24 protein-coding genes are annotated in these 23,205 nt (G+C 54.5%); 13 read left to right on the forward strand and 11 right to left on the reverse strand.

What is annotated here, in order from left to right; genetic code table 11:
• Positions 1 to 8 precede the first annotated feature (8 nt).
• From ACLGLO_RS01200 to ACLGLO_RS01220, 5 genes are all read left to right on the forward strand, one after another.
• The gene (locus ACLGLO_RS01200) at positions 9 to 776 is read left to right on the forward strand and encodes an SDR family NAD(P)-dependent oxidoreductase (protein ID WP_492128592.1); all 768 of its coding nucleotides are present in this window, start codon (positions 9 to 11) and stop codon (positions 774 to 776) included.
• Between the two features lie 123 nt (positions 777 to 899).
• The gene (locus ACLGLO_RS01205; RefSeq protein ID WP_492128593.1) at positions 900 to 1,535 is read left to right on the forward strand and encodes an N-glycosylase/DNA lyase; all 636 of its coding nucleotides are present in this window, start codon (positions 900 to 902) and stop codon (positions 1,533 to 1,535) included.
• Between the two features lie 79 nt (positions 1,536 to 1,614).
• Positions 1,615 to 2,694, forward strand: a complete 1,080-nt coding sequence (locus ACLGLO_RS01210) for a DUF373 family protein (RefSeq protein WP_492128594.1) — start codon at positions 1,615 to 1,617, stop codon at positions 2,692 to 2,694.
• Positions 2,695 to 2,763: 69 nt separating this feature from the next.
• Entirely contained in the window at positions 2,764 to 3,495 is a 732-nt protein-coding gene (locus tag ACLGLO_RS01215; RefSeq protein ID WP_492128595.1) for an ERCC4 domain-containing protein, read from the forward strand.
• Positions 3,496 to 3,642: 147 nt separating this feature from the next.
• Positions 3,643 to 4,725, forward strand: coding sequence for a site-specific integrase (locus ACLGLO_RS01220; RefSeq protein ID WP_492128596.1), 1,083 nt, complete (start codon positions 3,643 to 3,645; stop codon positions 4,723 to 4,725).
• Between the two features lie 26 nt (positions 4,726 to 4,751).
• Here ACLGLO_RS01220 and ACLGLO_RS01225 read toward each other — a convergent pair whose 3' ends face one another.
• Both ACLGLO_RS01225 and ACLGLO_RS01230 read right to left on the reverse strand, forming a co-directional pair.
• The gene (locus ACLGLO_RS01225; protein ID WP_492128597.1) at positions 4,752 to 6,419 is read right to left on the reverse strand and encodes a DEAD/DEAH box helicase; all 1,668 of its coding nucleotides are present in this window, start codon (positions 6,417 to 6,419) and stop codon (positions 4,752 to 4,754) included.
• Positions 6,403 to 6,822, reverse strand: coding sequence for a hypothetical protein (locus ACLGLO_RS01230; protein WP_492128598.1), 420 nt, complete (start codon positions 6,820 to 6,822; stop codon positions 6,403 to 6,405). The genes ACLGLO_RS01225 and ACLGLO_RS01230 overlap by 17 nt, the downstream gene beginning before the upstream one ends.
• A 388-nt stretch (positions 6,823 to 7,210) precedes the next feature.
• Here ACLGLO_RS01230 and ACLGLO_RS01235 point away from each other — a divergent pair, with 388 nt between their 5' ends.
• From ACLGLO_RS01235 to ACLGLO_RS01250, 4 genes are read left to right on the forward strand one after another with little or no spacing between them, the layout of a single operon-like run.
• On the forward strand, positions 7,211 to 7,354 hold the full coding sequence (locus tag ACLGLO_RS01235) for a hypothetical protein (protein WP_492128599.1): 144 nt from the start codon (positions 7,211 to 7,213) through the stop codon (positions 7,352 to 7,354).
• A gap of 8 nt (positions 7,355 to 7,362) precedes the next feature.
• Complete coding sequence (locus tag ACLGLO_RS01240) at positions 7,363 to 7,515, forward strand: hypothetical protein (protein WP_492128600.1); 153 nt, start codon at positions 7,363 to 7,365, stop codon at positions 7,513 to 7,515.
• Between the two features lie 23 nt (positions 7,516 to 7,538).
• Entirely contained in the window at positions 7,539 to 8,387 is an 849-nt protein-coding gene (locus ACLGLO_RS01245; RefSeq protein WP_492128601.1) for a P-loop NTPase, read from the forward strand.
• Positions 8,384 to 8,533, forward strand: a complete 150-nt coding sequence (locus ACLGLO_RS01250) for a hypothetical protein (RefSeq protein WP_492128602.1) — start codon at positions 8,384 to 8,386, stop codon at positions 8,531 to 8,533. Before ACLGLO_RS01245 ends, ACLGLO_RS01250 begins: the two co-directional genes overlap by 4 nt.
• Positions 8,534 to 8,541: 8 nt before the next feature.
• Here ACLGLO_RS01250 and ACLGLO_RS01255 read toward each other — a convergent pair whose 3' ends face one another.
• The 7 genes from ACLGLO_RS01255 to ACLGLO_RS01285 form a co-directional block, all read right to left on the reverse strand.
• Positions 8,542 to 9,855: a DNA topoisomerase IV subunit A gene (locus ACLGLO_RS01255; RefSeq protein WP_492129101.1), complete on the reverse strand. Its 1,314-nt coding sequence runs from the start codon at positions 9,853 to 9,855 to the stop codon at positions 8,542 to 8,544.
• A gap of 44 nt (positions 9,856 to 9,899) precedes the next feature.
• Positions 9,900 to 11,636: a DNA topoisomerase VI subunit B gene (locus ACLGLO_RS01260; RefSeq protein ID WP_492128603.1), complete on the reverse strand. Its 1,737-nt coding sequence runs from the start codon at positions 11,634 to 11,636 to the stop codon at positions 9,900 to 9,902.
• Positions 11,637 to 11,719: 83 nt separating this feature from the next.
• Entirely contained in the window at positions 11,720 to 12,658 is a 939-nt protein-coding gene (locus ACLGLO_RS01265; protein ID WP_492128604.1) for a deoxyhypusine synthase, read from the reverse strand.
• Between the two features lie 13 nt (positions 12,659 to 12,671).
• A complete protein-coding gene (locus tag ACLGLO_RS01270) occupies positions 12,672 to 14,120 on the reverse strand; it encodes an RtcB family protein (protein WP_492128605.1) in 1,449 nt (482 codons plus the stop codon).
• 262 nt (positions 14,121 to 14,382) lie between these two features.
• Positions 14,383 to 15,048, reverse strand: coding sequence for an ABC transporter ATP-binding protein (locus ACLGLO_RS01275; protein ID WP_492128606.1), 666 nt, complete (start codon positions 15,046 to 15,048; stop codon positions 14,383 to 14,385).
• Complete coding sequence (locus ACLGLO_RS01280; RefSeq protein ID WP_492128607.1) at positions 15,045 to 15,680, reverse strand: ABC transporter permease; 636 nt, start codon at positions 15,678 to 15,680, stop codon at positions 15,045 to 15,047. The genes ACLGLO_RS01275 and ACLGLO_RS01280 overlap by 4 nt, the downstream gene beginning before the upstream one ends.
• A 4-nt stretch (positions 15,681 to 15,684) precedes the next feature.
• A complete protein-coding gene (locus ACLGLO_RS01285) occupies positions 15,685 to 16,554 on the reverse strand; it encodes an ABC transporter substrate-binding protein (RefSeq protein WP_492128608.1) in 870 nt (289 codons plus the stop codon).
• 238 nt (positions 16,555 to 16,792) lie between these two features.
• Here ACLGLO_RS01285 and ACLGLO_RS01290 point away from each other — a divergent pair, with 238 nt between their 5' ends.
• The 4 genes from ACLGLO_RS01290 to ACLGLO_RS01305 all read left to right on the forward strand — a co-directional run bounded on the left by ACLGLO_RS01290 (position 16,793) and on the right by ACLGLO_RS01305 (position 20,754).
• Complete coding sequence (locus tag ACLGLO_RS01290; RefSeq protein ID WP_492128609.1) at positions 16,793 to 18,007, forward strand: aminotransferase-like domain-containing protein; 1,215 nt, start codon at positions 16,793 to 16,795, stop codon at positions 18,005 to 18,007.
• 67 nt (positions 18,008 to 18,074) lie between these two features.
• Complete coding sequence (locus ACLGLO_RS01295) at positions 18,075 to 18,551, forward strand: DUF2286 domain-containing protein (protein WP_492128610.1); 477 nt, start codon at positions 18,075 to 18,077, stop codon at positions 18,549 to 18,551.
• Positions 18,552 to 18,982: 431 nt separating this feature from the next.
• A complete protein-coding gene (locus tag ACLGLO_RS01300) occupies positions 18,983 to 19,702 on the forward strand; it encodes a nucleotidyltransferase domain-containing protein (protein WP_492128611.1) in 720 nt (239 codons plus the stop codon).
• Complete coding sequence (locus ACLGLO_RS01305; RefSeq protein WP_492128612.1) at positions 19,699 to 20,754, forward strand: radical SAM protein; 1,056 nt, start codon at positions 19,699 to 19,701, stop codon at positions 20,752 to 20,754. Before ACLGLO_RS01300 ends, ACLGLO_RS01305 begins: the two co-directional genes overlap by 4 nt.
• Here ACLGLO_RS01305 and ACLGLO_RS01310 read toward each other — a convergent pair.
• A complete protein-coding gene (locus ACLGLO_RS01310; RefSeq protein WP_492128613.1) occupies positions 20,747 to 21,790 on the reverse strand; it encodes a pelota family protein in 1,044 nt (347 codons plus the stop codon). The genes ACLGLO_RS01305 and ACLGLO_RS01310 overlap by 8 nt on opposite strands.
• Before the next feature lie 205 nt (positions 21,791 to 21,995).
• Positions 21,996 to 23,129: an ATP-NAD kinase family protein gene (locus ACLGLO_RS01315; protein ID WP_492128614.1), complete on the reverse strand. Its 1,134-nt coding sequence runs from the start codon at positions 23,127 to 23,129 to the stop codon at positions 21,996 to 21,998.
• Between the last annotated feature and the right edge of the window lie 76 nt (positions 23,130 to 23,205).

The raw sequence follows: 23,205 nt of genomic DNA on the forward strand, positions 1-23,205 counted from the left end.
CGACTTCTATGGATCTGAATGGAAAAATATCAATTGTGACCGGAGGAAGCAGCGGGATTGGAAGGGCCATTTCCCTCAAGCTCTCCTCTCTCGGCTCCACAGTTCTGGTCTTTGATGTGAACGAAAAGGGAGGGCAGGAAACCGTAGAGATGATCCGATCCCGCGGGGGGAGGGCAGAGTTCTACAAAGTTGATGTATCCAGCGAAGCGGATGTAGAGAGAGCAGCGAAGCAGGTCTCCGAGAAGTTCGGAGGCCTGGACATTCTAGTGAACAACGCTGGAATAGAGCCTCCCAGCGCTTCTATACTTGAGACGACCTCCGAGAACTACGACAGAGTCATGAACATAAACCTGAAGGGAGTTTGGCTCATGATAAAGCACTTCGCCCCCCTCATGATCAAGAGGAAGGGAGGCTCGATTGTGAACATTGCTTCAGTTGCTGGCCTGAAGCCGCTGGCTGGAGCTCTTCCCTACAGCCTCTCCAAGGCCGGAGTCATTATGCTCACCCAGCTGGCTGCGCTGGAGCTCGGGAAGTACGGAATAAGAGTCAACGCCGTGGCTCCCGGCTGGGTGAAGACTCCTATGGTTGAAAGGGCTGCAAGGAACCTCAACATGACCTATGAGCAGTTCGAGAAGCTCAACTCCCAGAGGATAGTTCTCGGGCGCTTCGCCGACCCCAGCGAAATAGCGAACGTTGTTGCCTTGCTAGCATCAGAGGAGTCCTCCTACATGACGGGATCAACGATCGTCGTTGATGGAGGTATAGTCCTAACCTGATTTTTTTTAAAAAACCTTTCTTTTCCTAGAGCTGCTCTTTATAAATCCTGGAGCAGCAGTGCAGCTCATGGAGCTGTGCTGCTGAAATTCTCTGCAGCAGAAGCTGGTGGCAGGTGGACCTCGTTGAGCTCGAGGCTCGTTGAAGATCTGAAGTCGGTCATGCAGAGAGAGGATGTCAGGGCTTTGGTGCAGTCGAGGCTGAGCGAGTTCAAGAGGCTCAGGGAGGAGGGGAGCTGCGCGGAGATATTCTCTGAGCTGTCCTTCTGCATACTCACTGCTAACTTCTCGGCTGAGAAGGGCATCTCCATCCAGAAGGCTGTGGGGGAGGGGTTCCTGAAGCTCCCTCAGGAAGAGCTCGAGAGAATTCTGAGGAGGATGGGGCACAGGTATCCCGAGAAGAGGGCCGAGTACATCGTGAGGAACAGGCCCCTCTTCAGCGAAATATGCAGAATCGTGAAGAAGGAGGGCTCGGGAAAGGAAAAGAGAGAGTGGCTTGTGAAAAACGTATATGGAATAGGAATGAAGGAGGCCAGCCACTTCCTGAGGAACACCGGACATTCGGACATTGCTATAATAGACTTCCACATCCTCGACCTCCTCTCGAGGTACGGTGTATACGAGAAGCCGAGGAGCCTGACAAAGAGGAGGTACCTTGATATAGAGAGGATCCTCGAGGGCATCGCGAGGGAGCTGGGGATCGGCCTGGACTCGCTCGACCTCTACTTGTGGTACATGGAGACAGGCAGGGTATTGAAATGAAGAGGAAAAAATTTAACTGAACCACAGTCAAAGTATTCCATGAATGCGGGGAGGCTTCTTCTCCAGGAGGAGTGGGGAATTGACAGGGAGGAAACTGCTGGTCCTTGTGGTGGACAGAGACGACGACATAGAGAGGGAGACAGGCTTCAGAGCTCCCATCGTCGGGAGAGAAAACGTCCTGAAGGCTGCTGTGGAGTTCGCGGAGAAGTCCCCAGAGGACAGCGACCTGAACGTGATGTTCGCGGGGATCCAGCTCCTCGATAAGCTGAAGGAGGAGGGCGTTGAAGCTGAAATAGCCCTCGTAGCAGGGGACGAGAGGGATCCAGTGAAGGGGGACCTGAGGATAAGGGAAGATGTGGAGAGATTGAAGAGGGAGATCGGGGCTGACGGCGCCGTTGTGGTGAGCGACGGGACGGAGGATGAGCTCGTCATCCCCATAATACAGTCCGTCCTCCCAATAGTCTCGGTGAGGAGGGTAGTCGTGGAGCAGATGAGGGGGGTCGAAGAGACTTACATACTCCTGGGGAAGTACCTGAAGAAAGCCATATTCGAGCCGCGGTTCTCCAGGATATTCCTCGGCGTTCCCGGAATAATCCTGCTTTCTCTGGTGGTGCTGAGCTTCTTCGGCTACCTGCAGTACGCCACCTTCGTGGTTGGAGTTATCCTGGGAGGCGCCATGATTGTCAGAGGGTTCAACCTCGAAGGAAAAATATACGAGTACTGGGCCAGCAGTCCCATAATGTTTGTCTCATCGACTGTAGCAACTATATTCCTGGTGGCTGGCATAGTCCTCTTCTCCTACACGATCTACTCCTCTCAGACCATCGCCTCCATTGGCACAGCGATAGAGAACTCCTCCCCCATCTTCGGGCTGAGCGCCTTCTCCATCCTGGTCGGAAAGGGGATAGTCAAGCTGATAAACAGGAGCATCAGGGTCTGGAGAGACATAGTCGGGATGATCCTCACCCTGATCTTCATATTCGCCTTCATGAGGCTGGGGGACTCCCTCTCTACTTTCAAAGGCGGAACGAACCTGGACATACTGAGAGCCGCAATATTCGACTCAGGATTCCTGGAGATATTGATTGTGGGAATAGGAGTCGCTGGTATCCTGACTGTAGCCATAACTTACATCGAGAGGAAGTACCTCGAAAAGTAGTTCTCCTGTTAGGTTCCTTCCAAGAGACCCGGAAACGATTATATCCCACATTTTCCACTCCAAACAACTATGATCGGCGGAAACAGCATGCTCTTTCCTGCTGATATCGTCGTGGATTCCAACGAGGAATCCCGCTCTGATGCAGTAGTGAGGGAGCTCAGGAAGCTTGGAATGAGGGTCGCAGTAAGCAAGCTCGAGGCCGGAGACTACTTCATCCCCTTTGGTTCGGGACCTCAGGGGATCCTCGTGGAGAGAAAGAGGGCAGAGGACTTCATAAACAGCATACTGGACTCGCGGCTCTGGAGCCAGGCCAGAGCCCTCTCCTCTGCCTCGAGGGAGGGTGAGCTGACGGCAGTCTTCCTAATAGAGGGGGATCTCTGGGAGGTTCTGGAAGAGAGGGAGATCTCTCCAACAGCAGTTGTCAGGGCCATCGACGAGATCGCTATAGAGTTCAGGATACCGGTCATCTACACGAGGGATCCGCAGATGACCGCCAGATGGATGGCTGCTAAGGTAAGGGCTTTGAAGGAGGAAGGGAGGGGGGAGGGGAAGTTCCTCCCATACGTCAGGAGGAAGGCGGCAACAGAGAGCGAGAGGATTCTGAACTCCCTGGCGGTTATCGCTGGTTATGAGACTGCCAGGAAGCTTCTCACTGCTTTCGGAACGCTGAGGGCTGTAGTGTCCTCGAGCATAGAGCAGCTCATGGCTGTAGAAGGAATAGGGGAAGCCAGGGCCAAGAAGCTGTACAGGCTCTTCAACATGAAGTTCGAAGAGAGAGAAGAAAGGGCTGGGGAGAAGTGAAAGCAATGGTAGCCGGGCGGGGATTCGAACCCCGGTCGCGGGGGATCTCCCCAGCCTCCTCAACCCCCAATTTCTGTTTTTAACCCGATCTCCCTTTAAAGCTTTTCCGTCTCTCTGCTCTCCACTGACCTAGATAGGAATGACCTGGTGTCTTCTTTTAAAACTCAGCCCGACATGATACTCTCTGCAGGAGATGCTGAGTTGCTAGCCCCTCCTCCTGAGCAGATAAAGCAAGGAGATCTGAGGACAGCTATGGAGTTCTTCCTGAACCTGCTCAGGGCCTCAGGGTCCACCGAGAAGACTGTCCAGAGCTACAGGGCCGCAATACAGGACTTCATAGAGTCATCAGGAGCCTCAAAGGTCAGTGAAGTGAATCCTTCCCTCGTGGTAGCGTGGATAAATTCGAGGCTGAAGTCTGCTGGGAGGGACGCAGTGAAGAAGAGGAGGATCCAGGTCACGATGCACTACTACTCGCTCTTCGTGAGGAGGTGGCTCAGCTGGCTTGGATTTCCAAGGGAAGCAGTCCCGGTCGTCAAGAGGCCTAGCGGCTCGGAGATCTCGGCGTTGAGCGAGGAGGAGGTGGAAAAGCTGCTCTCTTCCTGCCGCGACCTCACCGATCTCCTCATAGTTTCCCTTCTCTTCGAGACTGGGCTGAGGGCCAACGAGCTCCTCTCCATAACCGTAGATGATGTGGACCCCCAGAAGGGGGAGATAACTGTGAGGAACGCGAAGTACGGGAAGGAGAGGACTGTTTTCCTTGGGGAGATTTCGAGCGAAGCTGTGAGGAAGAGGGTGGAGCTCCTTGGAGGGGAAGGGGGCAGAAGGCTTGTTGAGCTCTCCTACAACGGCCTCTACAAGAGGCTGAAGAGTCTTGCGAAGCGCGCTGGAATTGATGTGGGGAAGGTGAGGCCCCATGTTCTCAGGCATACCTTCGCAACTGTAGCAGTGAGGAGGGGGATGAGCCTCCCAGCCCTCCAGAGGATACTGGGACACTCGGACATTAAGGTCACCCAGATTTACATGCACCTCGTCAAGGACGACCTCAAGAGGGAGTACAGAGAGAAGTTCTCGTCGTCTTCCGAGCAGAGAGGAACCGAGAAAATGGGAGCACTTGAAGCTGGGGGCTTCAACTTCTGCCCGAACTGCGGGAGGAGGATACCTCCCGGCTCCAAGTTCTGCCCGTTCTGCGGCTTCAGGCTCGTGGGCCAGAGCGGGGAGGTCCCCGCTTAGCGCGAGCGATAGAACGAGGAGAGCCTTCACTTGCCTCCTTCCTTCTCTCCAGCTCCAAACATGTCGAGGCTGAGCTTCTTCCTCTTCCTCATCTGTGCCTCCTCGGCAGTCCCGCTGGTGACCAGCTCGTAGAGCTTCGCAACCTTTCCCGGCCTAGGCCTGAGCAGCCTCCCCAGCCTCTGGACGAACTGCCTCCTGCTCCCCGTGCCCGCAACTATGATACCCACGTTCACATCTGGGATGTCCAGTCCCTCATCCCCAACAGTAGTGAGGACGAGGACTCCCGACTTGGCCTCCCTGAACTCTTCCAGTATCTTCTTCCTCTCCTTGGAATCAGTGGATCCTGTCAAAACCTTGGCACCGAGCATCTTCCCAAGCTCCTCCGCCTGATCAACGTACTGGGTGAAAACAAGTATTTTGGAGCCGGCCTCCAGCTCCTTCTTCACGAGGTTGATCACAACCTTCTCCTTCTCCTTCGCCTTCTGGTATATCTGGAGCATCTCGTTGTGTATCTTGAGGGCCCTGGCCATGATGGGGTTCCCCTTCTGGGCCCTCGCCAGGACTTCCTTGAACGGTATCCCCTTTGTTATGTTCTTGTACGATTCCTTGAGCCTCTCGTACTTCGCCCTCTCCTCATCAGTGAGCCTCACCCTGATGATGAATGTCTCGTAGGGAGCCAGGTACCCTTTATCAACCATCTCCTGCGGGGTCTTGTAGTAGACTATCCCTCCCATCAGGGGGAAGAGATCCACATGCCTCCCGTCCTCCCTTATCACAGTTGCGCTCAGCCCCATCCTGACTGGGGAGTACATTCCAAGAGCGATCGTCCTGAACTTATCGGCAGGGAGGTGGTGGACCTCATCGACTATGAGGAAGCTGTACCTGAAGGAGAGCTCCCTTATGTACCTGAAGGCGGTCTGGTATGTGGAGACGGTTATTGGAGCGAGCTTCTTCTCCTCGCTGTAGAAGGGGGATACCATAGACTTTGGGATGTTGGTGTAGTTGAGTATCATCTCTATCCACTGGTTCAGCTGCTCCTTCGTGTAGGTTATTATGAGCGTCCTCTCCTGAACCTTGGCTATGGCAGCTATCCCGATCACCGTCTTCCCGGATCCCGTCGGGAGCGCTATTATCCCCTTCCTTCCGTTCTCGATCCACTTATTCAGGGCCTCTTCCTGGTAGTCCCTCAGCTCCGCCTTCAGCTCAACTCTGAAGCTGAGTGGGAGGCTCTTCGATATGCTCGTCCTGTCCTCCACCTCAACGCCGAGAGAGGCGAGCTTCTCAACGACCTCGAAGAGCTTCGCGGGGGGAACTATGTAGCCCTTCAACGCCTTGTCGTAGCTTAGGTACTCCGATGGCTTCCCAAGAAGTCCCTTGAGGAAGAAGTTGGGCCTTAGCACTATCCTGTCTCCTTCCAGAAGGAGGGATGCCCTCATCTTCTCCGCTGAACTGCTGGGAGGCTCGGAATCAGCTGCGGAAAGCTTTCCGCTCCTCTCCAGCCTGCTTATAGATTCCCTCACGCTATCAATGCTGATCCCGTTGCTCCTTGCCTTCTTCAGGTTGATCACGAACTCCCTGGACCCGTCGGGCCTAGCCCCCCTGTAGTCGCTGAACTTGAGCAGCTCGCTGAACTCCTCGCTGCTCAGCCACCCCTTCACTGAGAGCCTTCTTGGAACATCACTCCTCCCATCCATAGAAGCAGAGCACCTCCGGGTCTCCGAACTTCTTCATGGTTTCAACAGCCTCTTCGGGGGAGAGCTGGGGAGCTCCGCACTCAATGAGGACGAGGTCTCCCTGCCTGAGTATCCTGCTGTCCTCGCATCCAGCGAGCGCTCTGGGAAGGCTCTCCCAGTCCTCATCGGCGCTCAGAACCTGAAGCTTCTTCCAGGCTACTGGAACAAATCCTTGGGCCTCGGGATCTGGCCTCGCGACTACCTCAATGCCTCTCCCCGTCTCCCTATCTACAATCAGAAGCACTTCGCCCCCCTCCAGCTCACAGTCAGTTACGGAGTCCAGAACTTTGAAGAGCCAGGGAAGCTCCTCGAGCCTCTCTCTCAGGAAGGTGTAGAGGTCCTCATTGCGTGGGTTTCTCTTCATCTCGCAATCATCTGCATTTAGGATCCTCTTCATCGGAACCTTTTATTCTAATTTGCACTGACAAGTTTTTATTTGCTGGCTCGATTTAGCTCAACGAGGAGAGAGCTGCCTCAAGTCAGTACATGCTGGATCTATTCGAATTCATCAAGATTTCAGCTCGCATTGAAAAATACCTCATTGGCAGCGAGACTCTGATAGAGCTGAACGGGAAGACTGCGTTGGTGAGGTTTAACCGAGGCACGAGGAGTGCCTGGAAGGGAGGCAGCTGCATCTTAGGCCGAACCCAGGATTCTTCGGCGTTTTCGATTCGAGAAGTGGGGATGCCTGCGTTGACGGCAACGCCATAGAGGCCCGAGTAGGCATCTACTGCGATGAGCTCACAGATGTTGTGGTGGTAGCGGATTTAAACGGCACTGCTGTGAGGCTGAGAATAAGCAAGGCAGAGTGGCTGAAACTAAGAAAAAATATAAGCGATAAGTTGATTCTTTGCATACCTGAAGATCATCTGCATCTGGTGAGCTTCGAGAAGTGAAAAATGTTATGGGAAGGATCGGGCTGGGCGGAGGCGTGGAGATCGGGGCCGGGCTGCTTCGTGAAAGACGAGCCCTCGCTTCAAGTTCAAGCGAAGCTCGTCTCGGAAGGCAGATCTCCGCTGAGATGAAGCGCTCCAAGCCCATGCCCCCATCCTTCTGAACTCACAGGAGGTGCTGCTGAGTTTGGGTTCCAATTATGCTGAAATGATGAGAAAGGAGGCGGAAATGAAGGCTAAGGCGCTGAGGAAGACCTCAGCCATTCCGCTGAAGATAGTCGTCCTGAGCGGGAAGGGAGGCGTTGGTAAGAGCATAACAACCGCCAACCTGACCCTTGCATTCTCAAGGCTCGGCTATGCGGGGAAAGTAGCCATCCTCGACGGCGACATACACGGCCCGAGCATACCTATATATCTAGGCATCGAAGATGCCCAGCTGAGGGCAGAGGGAGAGACCATATATCCCGTCGAAGGCCCAATGGGAGTTAAGGTTGTCAGCATAAGCTACTTCCTCGCCAACAAGGACCTCCCAGTCATATGGAGGGGGCCGCTCAAGATGAAGTTCATCAGAGACATGCTCGCATCCGTTGACTGGGGGGGCGCGGAAATACTCCTCATGGACACTCCTCCGGGGACAGGAGATGAGATACAGAGCATAACAGAATATGCCACGAAGCTCAGCGGTGCCGTGGTCGTTACATCTCCATCAGATGCTTCCATTAACGTTGTGAAGAGGGCTGTGACGTTCCTGAAGATAAAGAGGATACCCCTCCTCGGGATCGTCGAGAACTTCAGCTACGTGAAGTGCCCCAATGGAGAAGAAGCGAAGATAATGGGCGAGGGAGGGCAGAGGGTGGAGGAGATCTTGGGAGGAAAGGTGATCGCGAGGATCCCCTACGACCCTCTTCTATCGACGCCTCTATCGGAGTTCGGCAATCCATATGAGGCGGAGGACCTCATGGGGAATGAGGCCGCGAGGGCCTTCCTGAAAGCTGCGGAGCTCATTCTGCAGGCAACGAGAGGTGAAAAGAAGTGACGAGATGGCTCCTCAAGTGCAATGAGTGCGGGACGGAGTGGTACCTGGAAGTCAGCTTCAATCTAGCAGAGATGGGGAGGATCTACCACTACTGCCGCACATGCAGGAAGAACACTTTCCACACCGTGCTGAAGAGGGAGGACTGAGGATCCTCTCAGTCCAGCCAGTCCCTGCTCTCTATCTTCCTGGGGATGTACTCGTCTGCCAGGAACTTCAGCCCCTTGCTCGACATGGCCTCGATCTCGAGCTTGCTGTGGGTGAGGAAGAATATCCCTATTTCCTTTATCCACTTCGGGTCCTGGAACCACTGGTAGCCGGGAGACCTCTTGACACTCTTCCTTCCGCTCCTCGTGGTCTTCAGCTGCTCTCCGGCGAATGCTCTGTAGACCCTGTCCCCAACCAGCTCAACGGCCCTCTCGAGGTCCTGCTCCTTGGCCCTTATGATGAAGTTCTTCCTCTCCTCGCTTGTCATGAAGGGCTCCTTGTCCAGCTTGCCCTTGTAGCCGAACTCCTTCAAGGCGCGCAGGAACCTCTCCTTCTTCTCTCTCCTCAGCTTCTCTGCGCTCCCGCCTCTTGCCTCCTCTGGAGAGAGGTATATCTCGCTGAGGGGCACGTCGTCGCCAAAGACGTCGCTCATCGTTACTCCGAGGAACCTTGCCCTGGGAGTTGCGAGCCTCTCGCTCTCGTAGCTCAGGGTTATCGATCCTATCTTGAAGACGCTGTATATGTAGAACCCGTATGGGTCGCTGTCGGCCAAAATGTAGACGGGGAGCTTGAGCTCCTCGTTAAGCCTCCTCACAAACCTCCTTGTTGCTCTGTCCGGCTGGCCGGCGCTGGTCACCAGGATGACCTTGTTCTTCCTCCAGAAGCCGTACCTGTGCAGCTGCTGGAAGACTGCGTCCTTCTCAACCACGAGCACGTACTCGGCCTGGTAGTCGACGAACTCGATGAGGTCTGGGGTTGACTCGATGGCATATGCCCCGTGCCCCATCTTGCTCAGATCTATGACGTCGTTGCCGCTCCTCAGCCTCATGTCCCCAACCACCTTGCCCTTCTCCTTGCTCAGTATCAGCATCTCCTCTCTCAGCTTGTTGGTGAGGACCTCGACGTCTCTGAGCACAGCATCGCTCTCCTTCTGCTCCTCCCACGTGTTCTTGAACCTGTCTCTGGGAGATGCGTAGGGCAGAGTGTGCTTGCCGCGGTAGAAGAGGTCTCTTATGGTCGGGTACTCATTGTTCTTGAGAGCTTCATATATGATCCTTGCCATCAGCACCGTCTGCATGAAGGTCCTCGCTTCTGACTCATCGAAGAGCTTCCTCACCAGCTTCTGATTTCCCAGCAGAAGCAGCTTCCTCTTCGGATCGTAGATCGTGTTGGAGAGCGTCCTCTTCTTGATGACCAGAGTAGGCTCCTCTCCTCTCTTTATCTCATCTACAAGCTTGAGGAATATCTCTCGAATGGCTTTCATCGACTGCTCTCTCGCCCTCAGATCGGCCCTGTCCTGTACAGCGCTCACTCCTCGTCACCTCCTTCCTCTTCATCTTCGGAGGAAGATGGGTCCTCAGCTGCTAGGCTCTCCGCCTCAGGAGCCTGGGCTGAAGCCACGGGTCCCAGATCCTCCGCCTGCTCGAGCTGTACTCTCACCTTCCTCTTCGCCATTTCCAGGAGGCGCTCCTCGAGAGCTTTTGACAGCTTAGAAAGATCGTCCTCCTCTGCAGCGAAGAACGCCAGGTTCTGGGCAACCTCGGGAATGTACTTCATGAAGAGCCTCAGCTTCTCCTGCGCTTCCTGCCTCTTCCTCTTCCTCGTTATGTAGACCCTCAGCCTCCTCGCGACTTCCTGAACGGCTGCCTCTATCTCCTTCCTGAGCTCCTCAACAGGAGCTATGCTCTCCTTCCCAACGCCTTTGTAGGGAACCTTCGTGGAAGCTACGTGCACTAGGACTGCTACCACGTCTGTCTGTTCGAGCTTGTAGGTCGTCCTCCAGTTGAACTCCTCGGAGTTGACTATGCTCCATATGACGTCGGCCTTTTCGTCGAAGAGGAGGGGTATCTTGTTGGCATATCTCAGCAGGGCTATGTAGGGGCCCTGTTGCCCCTTGAGGGAGTCCTTCGCTATTTCGTCCAGGTTCTCAAGAAGCTTTCCTCCGTAGGCGATGCCTGCCTCTACTATGAACGGGTGGCCTCCATATGACTTCGGCTTCCTCGTAACAGCTTCAACGAACTCTGCTCCCAGCACCTCCTTGAGGCCTATCTTTATGAGATCCTCCCCAATTGGGGAGAGAGCTTCAGGGGATGGAGCTATGAACTTCGTTTCCCTCATGGCCTTGTATAGGCTCTCCAGCTCCTTGTCTGTGAGCGATGATGCCTTCTTTTCGGGACTTATCTTAGCCTTCTCCAGGACCTCCAGGGCCTTCTTCTCCCCTATCCTCTGGAAGCTCTTCATGAGGAACTCCTTCATTGAGGCAGAGGGCCTCTCCGCAATCATCATCTTCAGCATCTCTAGGTCCACGCCGAAAGGATGTGGCTTCGTCTCCTTCGGAGGAGCGGGGAGCTTGGTAGTGACCCTCCTGTAAACTGCGATCTCGGGATCCTTCCCATCCCCCTCCGTCGAAGGGTAGATGAATGCTATATCCGCATAGGGAGCTATTATCGCTGTCCTCTTCAAGTAGACTGATATGTAGTCCCTCGTCCTCTTGCTCCACTCCCCTTCCAGGGTCAGCTTCACCACAGTGCCGTGCCAGCCGCTGGATTTGGGCCACTCCCCCTCCTCGAGCACGAGGGGCTCGTTTTTGTCCATCCTTATCATCAGCTTGTAGTAGTATATCTTCTTGGAGTGAACGGTGCTGCTGAATATCTCGAACGGCTTCCCCGTGTTCTGCTGCCCGTACAGAATCGCCATCTTGGCGCCGAGGCCGTACATCCCCCTCGTCTGCCTGAGCTTGTATTTCGAGGAGTATAGGACCCTACCGAAGGCATCGGGAATAACGGTGCTCGGAATCCCTATGCCGTTGTCCTCGACTGTTATGGTGAAGAAGTTGGGGTTGTTGGGATCCTCCCTCGAAATCCTCACAACTATCCTCGGCAGTATGCCGTGGACTTCGGTAGCATCGAGGCTGTTCTCGAAGAACTCCCTAACAGCCTGGTACATCGCTCTGGAGGCACTGGTGAACCCCGCGATCTCTTTGTTCCTGTAGAAGAACTCGGCGGGGCTCATCTGCCTGAAGGATTCAGCTGTTGTCTCTGCCATCTATCATCGCTTCCAGCACTGACTGCTGCAGAGCAGAATTACTGATCCAAAATGCAGTTAAGAGGGCTTAATAGTTATAACCTCTAATACAGAACAGAGACCAGTATTGGAAGAGTTATGGTCGCATCCCCGTAGACTACGACGTGCTTCGCCTCCCTCTTGATCTTTCCCCACGATATTGCCTCTCTCGTCTGGGCTCCGCTCAGACTCCCGTCGTACTCGGGGGCTGTGGTGAGGTAAACAGCGTAGTCCAGGCCTCCCTTGAACTGGTTCCACCATATGACATGGTGCTTGCTTATGCCTCCCCCTATGGAGAGGGCGAGGCTCTTCTTGCTTTCTGCTTCGAAGACCATGTCCTCCAGCAGCTTCTGGTCCTGCGACAGATCGATCTCTACTTTGTTCAGCCTCGAGAATATGAGGGAGTTTGTCCCGAAGCTCCCGTCGTAGAACCCTGGGACTATCACCGGGACTCCCCTCTCGCTGGCTGCCCTCAGTATGGAGTTCCTGTCGCTGATCCTCTTTCCTGCCAATGCAATCAGCTCGCTGGGGGAGACCCTCCTCCCCTTCAGCTCCTCCATCAGCTCCCTGACGAACTTCTCGACGACTGGGCCGTAGCTCTCGACGGGAACGAGTATGTTTCCCAGCCTGTGGACTTCCATCTCCCGGAGCATGACATCGTCGTGCTCGAATCTCCCCTTGAAGTATCCTGGGCCGAGGGATTTAGCAACATCGTGGTCCAGGGTCCCTGTAGTTGTGACAACAACATTGAAGTGCCCGTCCCTGATGAGCTTCGCTATGAGCCCCCTCAAACCCGTCGAGACGATGTTCCCGGTGAAGGAGAGGAACCTGAGTTCGCTCTCTCTCACCCCCTCCTCCAGTATCCTCGCCGCTTCTGCCAAGTGGCCGGACATGAAGCCGTGTATCTGGTCGTAGTACTTTATGAGCTCTCTTCCGCACCTCAGAGCTTCATCGCTTGGGGGATCATCTGCTATCCTCTCCCTCAGCAGCTCCTCCCTCCTCACCCCGCAGCCCACCTCATCCCTTCGTCACGCCTATGGGTCTGAGCCTTGCTACAAGCTTGCCTATTCCAACCCTGTCGGCTACCATTGCTACTCTGTCCACATCCTTGTAAGCTGCTGGAGCCTCCTCGACGAGGACTCCCTTTGAAGCTGCCCTCACATATATTCCCTGCTTCCCCAGCTCTCTGAGCAGCTGATCTGCTGTGTAGCTCTTCAGGGCCTTGGATCTGCTCATCCACCTTCCAGCGCCGTGAGGGGCAGTGAACCAGGTTCTCTCTCCCTTTGGAGTCCCAACGAGAACGTAGCTCGCAGTCCCCATCGATCCAGGTATGAGGACGACCTGCCCAACCTGCTGGTGATCCTTGGGGATCTCCGGGTGCCCCGGAGGGAAAGCCCTCGTTGCTCCCTTCCTGTGTACAACCAGCTTCACCCTCCTCCCCTCGATGCTGTACTCCTCGACCTTCGCTATGTTGTGGGCTACATCGTACACTATCTCCAGCCCGAGCCTGTCATCGCTCGCTCCGAAGACCTTTCTGAAGCTCTCCCTCACCCAGTGGGTTATGAGCTGCCTGTTGGTCCAGGCATAGTTCGCGGCTGCCGCCATAGCCTTGAAGTAATCCTGCCCCTCCTCGGAGCTGAACGGAATGCTTGCGAGCTCCCTGTCCGGAGGATTCACTCCGTACTTCCTCATGGCCCTCTCCATTACTTGCAAGTAGTCGCTCGCCACCTGGTGGCCGAGGCCCCTGCTCCCGGTGTGTATCATGACCGTTACCTGTCCTTCATGCGTGATGCCTATTTGCTTCGCAACCCTCTCATCGTATATTTTATCGACTACCTGGACCTCTAGGAAGTGGTTTCCGCTGCCGAGGCTGCCGAGCTCAGGGGCCCCCCTGCTCTTAGCCCTCTGGGAGACCTTGGAGGAATCTGCAGCTTTCCAGCTCCCCCTCTCTTCTATGTGCTCCGGGTCCTCGCTCCATCCATATCCCTTCTCCACCGCCCACTCAACTCCCCTGTCGAGCACCTCGTTGAGCGCGGAGGTGGAGACCTTTATCTTACCCTCGCTTCCAAGGCCGCTCGGAACGTTGACTGAGAGCTCGTCCACGAGCTCCTTTATTTTTCCCTTGACATCTTCGAAGTCGAGCTCGGTCCTCAGCAGCCTGACGCCGCAGTTTATGTCATATCCCACTCCTCCTGGGCTTATTACTCCGCCTTCCTCTATGTTCATCCCCGCCACTCCGCCTATGGGGAATCCATAGCCCTGGTGGCCGTCGGGCATCACATAGCTTGCGCCCACTATGCCGTTCAGGCAGGCTACGTTGGCCGCCTGCTCAAGCGTGAGGTCCTCCTTCATTTTCGAGATCAGGAACTCATCTGCGAAGACCACTGCTGGAACTCTCATGCAGGGCTTCTCTCCCTTCTCGATGAGCCACTCGAAGTCATTTATCTTCTTTACGTTGACCACCATCTTTGCTCCACCCCTGCTAAGTCCTGAATGTTCACAGTTGAATGGAAACAAGCAGATTCCGCATTCATGCAATTGTTGCAATGCCGCCGTTATAAGTTTGTTCTATATGCAGCCCGAAAGACACGATAAGAATATTTCCCTCCAGAGATCAAATCGATTCGGGCGATGATAGAAAGCATTTTTGCCTTTGGACCTGCTGAGCAGTGAAGAAGGGCCAAAGCTCTGAGCCCTTTAATCTTTTTGGAGGAGGTTCTGGAGAGGTTCAGCTATCCTGAACGATCCTCCCTTCTTCCATGTATATTATTCTGTCGCTCCCCAGCCTCTGGGAGAGAGATTCGTCGTGGGACGATATAACGATGCCTGCTCCTCCCAAGCCCTCTCCCAGCACCTTCTCCAGGAACCTCCTCTTTTCCCTGTCGAGGTGGGCGAAGGGCTCATCTAGGAACAGGATGTCGGGGGAGAGGAGGAAGGCCCTAATGAGGGAGACGAGCTGCATCTGTCCTGACGAAAGCTTTTCCGCCTTCAGGTCTGCTATGAATTCCATTCCGAACTTCGAGAGCCATCGCTTTGCCTCCTCTTCTGCTTCGTTCAAATCAGCCCCCCTTATCTTCTGGCCGAGGAGCAGGTTGTCCATAACTGTTCCGCTCACCATCACGGGCTTCTCGTGAACATACGTCACCTTTCTCCTCAGAAGAGTCCTCTTATCCTCGCTGAGAGACCAGAAACTCTCCCCGTCCAGGAGAACCTCGCCCTCAGATGGCCTGTATATGAGGGCTGCTGTCTTCATGAGCGTCGTCTTTCCCGAGCCGTTGGGTCCGTATATGAGCACCGTCTCCCCCTTCCTGAAGGATGTGCTCACGTTGGAGATTGCTGCTGAGGCCCTCCCCTTGTAATGAAAGCTCGCATCGATCAGTTTGATCTCTGTCAATCCTCTTCACCGCCCACCAGCTTCAGCAGGAGGCCTATGCTTATCATGATGGCCACGAGGGCGAGCCCGAGCTGGAGGCTGTCTCCGAAGAGGCCTTTTGAGACTCCCAGGGCGATGGCCGTGGTCATGACTCTGGTGTAGCCCTCTATGTTTCCCCCGAGCATCAGCGCTATGCCGAGCTCGCCTATGGCTCTCGAGAAGGCCATTATCATTGTGGCAAGGATCCCGTTGAAGGATTCCTGGAGGATCAGGAGGGCCGTCTGAGCTCTGGTCGCCCCCAGAGTGGCAGCAAGCTCGGATATCTTCAGGGCCTTCTGTCTGAGGAGCCTGTATCCAACTGAGGTTATTATTGGAATGACCAGCACGGCCTCCCCAAATATCACTGCAACTGGCGTGTACAGCATGTGGAGGAAGCCGAGGGGGCCGGAGGAGCTGAGGAGGAAGTAAAGGAGGAGGCCGAGGACCACAGTTGGGAATCCTACAAGCGATTCGATTATGGCTGAGGCCCACCCAGATATACCCCTGACAGCGAACCTGTAGGCCAGGAAAATACCAATAGGGAATGCTATCAGAGTAGCTGTTCCAGATATGTAGATGGATCTCACTATCGTCATGATAGTTTCCTGATCCATATTCCTATCCCTTGGCTAACTCGCTCCATGTCCTGTTCAGGAAATCCTCATTTCCCTTCGCTGGGTAGAAGAGTGGAGCCCCATATTTATCTAGTCCATAGCTCCCGATCAGGTCCTGGGCTCCATTTACGAAGTCGACGAACTCCCTTGCAGCTGTCAAATTTGAGCCGGAGCAGCTGGCTGCAATGTAGGAGCTGTAGATGTTTATAAGCTCGGCGGAATTCTGGAAGAGCAGGGCAAGATTTGGAAGCCTTCCGTTCTTCGAGAAGAGCAGGAAGGTACCCATATCGCTCAGCGTGTATCCGTTGAGCTCATTTGCCACGAGGAGCGCTTGATCCATCCCTCCCCCAATGCTCTTGTACCACTGCTTTCCCATCGGATCCAGGCCGGAGTCGTTCCAGATTTGAAGCTCCTTCACATTGGTTCCAGAGTTATCCCCCCTGCTTATGAAGACGGTCTTTCCCTCCTCTCCCACGAGATAGATCCTCCTGAATGCATCTGCTGCTGAAGAGGCCCCGCTCACGTTGGCAGGATCGCTTTTCGGTCCGACTATAATGAAGTAGTTGTAAGCGAATATTTGGTGATCCGTTATGACCCCCTGCGATATGTACTTCTGCTCAAGGCTTGGAGCGTGCACGAGGACCGCGCAGGCATCCCCTCTCTTCGCCAGCTCTAGTGCAGCTCCGCTTCCAACAGCAACGAACTCAACCGATACGTCTGGGTGAGCGGAATTGAACTTTTCCGCAAGGTAGTCCAGCAGCCCCGTTGCATAGAGGGATGTCGTCGTTGAGACGACGAGCCTCGTATGGTGGGGGAATATGAAGCCGTAGCTCAGGAGAGATGCTGCAGTGAGCGCAATAACCAAAAGTGCCAATCCAAGAACGCGCCCATATCGGTGCGGAAACATGCATCCTGCCCTCTGAAGCAAAATATCAATTCGAAGGGGATAATTATAAATTAGTGCTCTCCGCTTTTTGAATAATTTGAGCGGAAGCAACCCTTTCTTGGCTTTATTTATTTTAATTTTTTCTAATAGTATTAAATAAAAACCAGATATGTTTAAATAGGATGATCAACAAATGATCTTCATGTGAAATGGTGAGGGTAGGAGAATGCTTCTCTCGAGCTTCTTCAGTGAAGACATGAAGATGTACAGGGCCAGCGACGTGAGGGAGCTTCTGAAGGTAACTGAGCAGAAGAAGGTCATAAGCTTTGGGGGAGGGCTTCCGGACTTCAGCCAGTTTCCCTTCGAGGAGGCAGTGAAGATCCTTGAAAAATCGCTTATGATGAACTTTCAGAAGGCGATGCAGTATGCCCCGACGAAGGGGATCTCCCAGCTCATCGATACCCTCAGAGATCTGATGAAGATCGAGCTCAACCTTGTTGGGCGCGAGTACGATGATATGATCGTACTGACCGGCAGCCAGCAGGGCCTCGATCTAACTGCTAGGGCACTGATAAACCCGGGAGATATAGTAATTGTGGAAAAGCCGACTTATCTGGCTGCCCTCAACGCCTTCAAGCCGAGGAGGCCCGTCATCTACGGAGTAACCCAGGACATGAACGGAATGAACACAGAGGAGCTGGAGGACCTGCTTCGCGGTATTTACTCTCAAGGAAAGAAGGTAAAACTCCTCTACACGGTTCCGACGAACCACAACCCCGCGGGAACAACTCTGACCGAGGAAAGGAGGAAGCACCTCTACGAGCTGGCTGTGAAGTACGACTTCCTGATATTCGAAGACGACCCGTACAACCTCATAACCTTCGAAGGGGGGCCCATGAGGCCAATAAAGCAGCTGGATGAGGAGGGCAGAGTAATCTACATGAGCACGCTTAGCAAGATCCTCTCGCCGGGACTGAGGATAGGATGGATAATGGCTGAGCGCTCCCTAATCGAAGCTCTCGAGCTGATAAAGCAAGTAGCAGACCTCCACACTTCAACGATATCGCAGTTCATAGCCATAGAGTGGATAAGGAGGGGGATATACAGGGAGTTCCTCTCCAGATCCCTTCCCCTCTACAGGAGCAAGAGAGATACAATGCTCTCATCGCTCGAGGAGAACTTCTCCGGGGAAGGATACTGGACGAAGCCCAAGGGAGGGCTCTTCCTGCTGATGTACTTCAACAACAAGGATCTGAACACGAGGGATCTGCTGAAAGTTTCGATGAAAAAGGGAGTGGTCTTCGTCCCCGGAGAATCCTTCTTCCATGACGGCAGCGGAAAGAACACCATGAGGCTCAATTTCAGCTACCCAACCGAGAAGGAGATAGCGAGCGGGATGAAGCTCCTCAAGGAGGCATATTCTGAACTCCTAGGAAAGTAAATTCTGCTAGAGAACATTTTTTAACCTCTCCCCTTTTAAATGAACCAAACAGTCTGGTGTGCGAACGATGCCAGCTCAGCAGCAGAAATGCGTTGTTCTCACAGCGCACTCAGGAAAAATAAAGAAGAAGGAGATAGTGGAGGGGGCCCTTGAGGACGTAGTTAAAGCGGTTGGAAGGGACCTCCTCATGAACGAGTGGCTTCCCACCTTCAGCGACTTCATGATACTGAGAGATTCCATCGAGGTTGAGCTGAAGGTCGGGCAGGACAGGGAAGCCATATCTCTCTACAAAGAGTTCGGCCTCAAGAGAACAGGGAAGGATACGCTCACGGCTACCATTCCGATTTTCCTCATAGTATACGAGAGCCTTAAGGTCAGCGAGGACAACTACCATGACAGAGGGGTCGCTGTCGTTGCTCCCTACATAAGAGACGATGATGTCAAGATGCTGGAGGAGCTGCTTGAGGAGACGACCAGGAAGCCTACGCTCAAGGAGATCGAAGAAGGAGAGAAGCTGGAGATCGAAGAGGAAGAGGAGGAGTAGCGAAGAGAAAAGGCCCGAAGAAAGGGCGGAGAAAACCTTAAAGGGCCTCAATCAAGAAAGAATGTTGCAGAAGCCGGGTAGTCTAGCGGCCAAGGATGCGGGGCTTTGGACCGCCTCCTCAACCCCTTTCTGCTCAGCTTTCTGCGGGGAAGAACCGTTAGATCGTAGCACTCTGTTATCAATTTGTGTTTTTTCGATTCAGCAGGATTTATATATGTCTTGACTAATAGTTTTCCAGTTGGGCGATGGGAGCAATGCTCTAAGCCCCAGATGGTCTAACCTAGATGGGAGCCCCGTGCCGCTGGGCTCGACAGCCGCCCATGAGCCCATGGGGATAGCTAGATCCCTATGGGCAAGGTGGGAACCGATGAAGACCGTATCACAATGGGAAAAACGCTACAGAGTGGTACTGTTAGAGGAAGCGGAAGAAAATGGCCAGAGAGAAGATTTCTAGAAACTTCGATGAACGCTTGGTGGTCTACAGCGAGAGAGATCTGGAGCTCCTAAGGGAGAAAAGAGAAGCTGCTGAGAAGATAATGTCGGCTCTCAAAAATTTGAGCTCCTCTCTCGTCCTTCACGGGAGCGTGGCTCGGGGGGACGTTCATGAGAAGAGCGATGTGGATGTGGCATTCCTGGAACCTGTGCCCTCATATCTCGTCGAGCTGATGCTGGAGAAGGCAGGAGAGAGGTTCTACGAGAGGAGGATAGTCCAGGCAACGCCCTCAAGCTCTCCCAAGGCATACATTGTGCTTGACCCAGAGGAGCTGAAGGTTGTCAGCTTTCCTCTGGTGAAGCTTCAGAGGAGGGAGAGCGAGTTCTACAGGTTCGGGGGAGCGATAAGCTTCGAGGAGCTGCTCCGGGGCGTTAGGGTTCCGGGAGTGAACAAGAGGCTTGAGCTTGTCAGGCCAGTGGAGAATGGATATGTCCTCTCGAGCATATTGGGAAGGGAGGCCGAAGCAGCATCGGTGCTCGGGATAAGCCTCGATACTGTTCTCGAGAGGGTCAGGGTTCTCAGCAGAAGGAGCGAGATCGGGAGGACTGGGGTCTATCTCAGCGAGACCCTCGAGCCCGGGGAGAGCTTCGAGCAGAGGCTGAGGGAGCTGATGGAGAGGGATCCTGCCCTGAGAAGGGCGGTGGCTGAGAGGATTTGACGAAGGGAAGCATCAGGATATCGAAGTACGCAGCCGTTTACAGAGGCAAGATCGCCGCCGGCTGCTCTCTGTGCTTTTCTGGAAGCAAGGCGGTGATCTTCATAACAGGGCTCTGCAGGGAGAGCTGCTACTACTGCCCGATAAGCTCCGCAAGAAAGAACAGGGACGTCATGTTCGTCAATGAAAGGAGGGCTGAGACCATTCAGGAAGCTGTCGCGGAGATCGAGAGGAGCGGGGCTTCTTCAGCTAGCATAACGGGAGGGGATCCCCTGGAGAGGCTGGACAGGACTCTGCAGGTCATAAGGTCTCTCAAGGCAGCGTTCGGGCCCTCCTTCCACATCCACCTTTACACGAACGGGCTACTTGCCAGAGACGAGGTCCTCAGAGCCCTCGAAGCTGCTGGCCTCGACGAGATAAGGTTCCACCCAACCAGGAGGGAGGCGCTAGAGAGGATCAGGAGAGCGAAGGAGCTAACAGGTATGAGCGTGGGCGCCGAGATCCCGGCCATCCCGGGCAGGGAGGGTGAAATAGTTGCCCTGGCAGAGTTCCTCGATGAAGTAAATGCGGATTTCCTCAACATAAATGAGCTGGAGGTAAGCGAGTCCAACGAGTCTTCCCTCCGCATCATGGGATTTTCTTTCTCTCGGGACGGCAAGGCGGTCTCGGGAAGCGCTGAGACTGCGCTCAAAGCCATGAGGGCTGCAGAGGAGCGCGGGCTGAGGATCCCGATCCATTTCTGCCCAGCATCCTTCAAGGACGAGATCCAGACGAGGAGGAGGTTCGCGAGGGCTGCGGAGAGCGACCTGAGGGTGTATGAGAAGGCCACGGCCGAAGGAACCTTGCTTTATGGAGTGCTAAAATGCTTGGGGGAAGAGGAAATTGGGGAGTACTTGGAGAGGGGGCTCCTCTTCAGGTGCGGGGGAGAGGAGCTCTGCTTCCATCCAGACGACCTCGACATCGTGAGGCAAATTGCTCGGGAAGGATGCATGGAAATCGTTGAGGCTCACCCCACGAAGGACCGCCTGGTCATAAACAGAGAATCTGTCACCTAGACCTTTCTCGAAACAGCGGGAACCTCAGCAGGCAGACCATCCCTCCGAGAGAGTAGAGCCTCTCGCCCAGCGGTGTGCTCCACGGAACCACGTGGATCTTTCCTCCGAAAGATTGAATGCTGTTGAGAATGCCCTCTATTTCGAGCCTCTCCTGAGAGCTTGCAGAAGAGAGCAGCTCGTCGAGGACGAGGCAGACATCCACAGCCCCCACCTTCGAAGCTTCACCGCACTCCTCCTTTCCCATCCCCACGAGCTGGGGATCTTCCCCCAGCTGCCTGAGGATCCTCTCAAACGATTCCTCCACATCATGGAGCTCTTGGCTCCTGAGAAGCTCAGCCGGCTTACCCCTCGCAACGGCCTCCCTGATCCCTGCATATCCTCCCATGCTCGCGTTCTCGATGAGTACGGGCTTATCTTTCAAGATCCGCTGCAGTTCCTCACGAACCTTCTCCTTGAGGAAGCCGGGTCCCGCTACAACTATGCCGACCACATCTCCTTCCCTCTCGGAGATCCCCGCAACTTCCTTCGCTATATCCTCCACAGATTCACTGAGCTCCGCCTCTCTCCTCTCATCCCCTTTTCCCGGGAGCCTCAGATCCCTCTCCAGGACTCTCTTCAGCCCCTGCCTTCTGAAGACCCCGACTGCGACCTCATCGTAGTCCACTGCAACAATAATGACAGAACCGAGCTTCATTGAAGACTCTTCGAGCCTCTTCACATCTCTTGCGCTCCACCCTTCCTCCCTCTCCACAAGCAGCTCATCCCCAACACCCACCGAGAGGGTGTGGTGCGATCCAAGTATTCCAAATGTGTCCGGGCCCTCAATGACTATGCCCCTCATCCTCAGCCTGTTGGTGAAGGGCTGGAACTCCATGTGCTTGAGGGAGATCGTGAGTATCATGGGGAGTCTCCTCCCCTTCTCCCCCTCCCCCTGCTTGACATCTCTCATCGTCCTCGCAGTCACCTTGTCGCCTTCCTTGAGAAGGGTGTAGAGGAGCCACAGGTCATCTGGGCTCTCCACCCTCATCTTCAGCATCTTCTTCTTCGGATCAACGAATTCGAACAGCAGGGGCTACTACCTCCATATCTCATTTATTCTCTCATTCTCCGGAGAAAGGGATCCCATTCGCGAGCGGAGGCTTCTGGGACGGGCTGTGAGGGGGACGCGATCCCGAGGGCGCCGCTCTTCTGAGCCCATTATTGCTGCCGGCTGGATAGCTTATAAACATTTCACACAACCTTCAAGCGCGCTGAACTCTCATCACCAGCTCCTCTCCACAGCCTATCTTCACCCTGACATAGCCAACGAAGTTCTCCTCAGCCCCGCTTCCCTTCAAGTCCACATAGAGCTGCTTCAGCTTAAAGGCCTTGCTCCTTGTCGCAACAACTATCAGGTTGCTCAGGCTCATTTCCCTCAGAACTGAGGTCGGTATCTGCTGATTCCCCCTTCCAAGGAGGAACCCAGAGCTCCCGAGGGGGGAGATGATCACCTTAACGGTTTTAGCCCCACCGGAAAGGCTGCAGAAGCTTGCTATATCCGAGGAAGAGCAGTCTGAGCAGTAGGTTCTTTCTCTCCATCCAGCCGAAACGCTCAGGAGATCTTTCTTCTCTATTCCGAGCCTCTCCGAAATGGCCATCGCCGTCCTCCCCGGCCCAACGATGAGAGGCTGTTCCTCGGAGATCTCCTCGGAAACGCACTCCGCCAGCTCCCTGAGCTCCTCCTCTTCGGAGGCGTGGAAGTCTTTGCTCTGCTGGTGCTCCGGTGCGCTAAGAGATTCGATAGTCCTTGCAAGATATACACCAGAGACAGAGAACCTCCCGGCCTTCCTCAGCTCCTCCTCATCGACCAGAATTATCTCGCCTGTTGTGTGCAGGAACTCCCCCTTCAAGTAAGAAGACAGCAGCCTTGCTGCGGAGGCTATGCTCCTGGCGAAAACGGAGCTGTAGACCTTCGTCCCCCCTGGGATCCCAAGAAGGCTTACCCTCCCTCCTGAGCCTTCATAGACATCGAAGGCAGTCCCATCGCCGCCTACGAACAGGATTAGGTCGGCCCCCTCCTCTGCTGCTCTGGCAGAACACTTTCTCGTGTCCTCCCTGCTGCTCGGATACTTCGGCCTGCAGATAATTTTCGGCCTTCCCCCCATTTCCCTCGCCGCAATTTCCCCCATCAACCCCCTCGGGACAAGGATCTCTTCTCTCTTCAGGATCCCTTCTGGAACAGACCTCTTGAATTCCCTCGCAAAGAGGATCGATGCCTTGAACGAAGGGCCTATGTACACTCCGAGCTCTCCCCAGGGGATCGCGTCGCTTCCCTTTGCGGAAACGGGACCGCCTATCCCAGCTATTGGATTGACTATAAGAGCTATTCTGGCCATAACTTCCAGCCATCTTGTGCTTCAGTGCATTCCCAATGAGCTGAATGCGTTTGCGAACCTTTTAAAAATGACGAAG

The sequence above is a fragment of the Fervidicoccus sp. SLHALR4 genome (assembly GCF_058692745.1).